This window comes from Clostridium weizhouense, from assembly GCF_019431045.1.
GTDB lineage: Bacteria > Bacillota > Clostridia > Clostridiales > Clostridiaceae > Clostridium > Clostridium weizhouense.
Window position 1 is genome coordinate 1 of the sequence record NZ_JAHXPT010000035.1, and the last position, 1591, is coordinate 1591.

Below are 1591 nucleotides of genomic sequence, written 5' to 3' on the forward strand. Positions count from 1 at the left end.
GCGGGTGTAGCTCAATGGTAGAGCCCTAGCCTTCCAAGCTAGTTACGTGAGTTCGATTCTCATCACCCGCTCCATTGAAAACAACTGACATCAGTTGTTTTTTTGTTATAATAAAATATATATGCATCTATAGCTCAGTTGGATAGAGCGTTGGACTTCGAATCCACAGGCCGCGAGTTCGAATCTTGCTAGGTGCACCATTAAATAAGTAATACCAACGATTTATAGTTATTATAAACCGTTGGTATTATTTTTTATACCGTAGAAAATTTAATATATAAATAAAAATTAAATAATTTTTTTGTTAAACTACACATTTTTAATCATTTTGCTTATTAACGATCAATAAGTCAACTGTTCAGGTGTGATTTTACTAAATAATATCTAAAGAACTATTTGAAAAGTTAACTGATATTATAGCATTGATAAATAAAATATAATATTTGTTAGAGTAAAATACATAATAAATGCATATTATAACGCGTTATTATAGTACAAAGAATTTAGTTTATTTTCTATTCGCGTGGTTTAAAACCACCGTCTTTAGACGGTATCAGCTTTTAGGCTTTTAAGAAATTATAAATGTGACCATACTAATTAAAAAGGATGTGATTAGTATGGAGGAATATAATAAAAGAAGTCATACGGTATATGATATAAAATATCATGTAATATGGGTAACAAAATATAGGTATAAAGTATTAAATAAGCATATATCATCTAGATTAAGAGAATTAATAAGACAAGGTTGTGAAGCAAGGCAAATTACAATTGTTAGAGGAAGTATTGGAAAAGATCATGTGCATATGCTTTGGGGATGTTCTCCGAGCATCGCTCCCAGTAAAATTGTGCAATATTTGAAAGATAGATCATCAAGATTAATACAAGATGAATTTCCAGAATTAAAAAAGAGATACTGGGGGCAGCATTTATGGGCACGAGGATACTTTTGTGCAACAGTTGGAAGTGTTACAGAAGAAACAATAAAAAGATATATAGAAAGTCAAGAACTTAATAATAACGAAAATATATTTAAGATAGAAGAATGAGTTTTAGTCAATGCTCTTTAGGTTGCTTTAGCTAATGTCCTTTCAGAAGGATTAATCCTTAAAGAGCATTGACTTTCAGTCTAAGGTATTTATACCTTAAATCCACCTACTTTAGTAGGTGAGTAGTTTAATTATTTTAAAATACTAATAAATGTTAAAAATTTAGTAGTATATGAAGAATTAATACTATTATATCAGATATAATTAAAAAACTTATCCTAGTGTATCAATATATGAAAAAATGAGAAATATGATAAAAAATAAAATATTTAAGATATATTTCATTTAAATTGGTAATAATAAATAAGGGAATGCTACATAGTGTGATAGAATAAATCTTGTCGTCGCGAGAGATGATGAAAAAACACTTAATAGTTTGAAAAAAAGTGTTGACAGAAATTTCGTAAGATGATAATATAAGGAAGTCGCTTAATGGTGACAACTTAAAACAAAAGTCGACAACGAAAGTTGAAGCGAAAGAAAATGGTCTTTGAAAATTGAACAGAATATAAAAAATACATTTAAGTAAACCAGCAATTCTT

1 protein-coding gene and 2 tRNA genes are annotated in these 1591 nt (G+C 28.5%); all 3 read left to right on the top strand.

The genetic code is table 11. From position 1 onward, the window contains the following. The 3 genes from KYD98_RS17980 to tnpA all read left to right on the top strand — a co-directional run bounded on the left by KYD98_RS17980 (position 1) and on the right by tnpA (position 1049). Positions 1-74 (top strand) — tRNA-Gly (locus KYD98_RS17980). A 49-nt stretch (positions 75-123) separates the two neighbouring features. Beyond that, positions 124-200 (top strand) — tRNA-Arg (locus tag KYD98_RS17985). Between the two features lie 417 nt (positions 201-617). Next, positions 618-1049: an IS200/IS605 family transposase gene (gene tnpA, locus KYD98_RS17990; RefSeq protein WP_219781423.1), complete on the top strand. Its 432-nt coding sequence runs from the start codon at positions 618-620 to the stop codon at positions 1047-1049. The last annotated feature ends 542 nt before the right edge of the window (positions 1050-1591 follow it).

Bases quoted from the DNA above. Each gene is read 5' to 3' on its own strand.
- tnpA (WP_219781423.1), top strand. From the start codon at position 618: ATGGAGGAATATAATAAAAGAAGTCATACGGTATATGATATAAAATAT.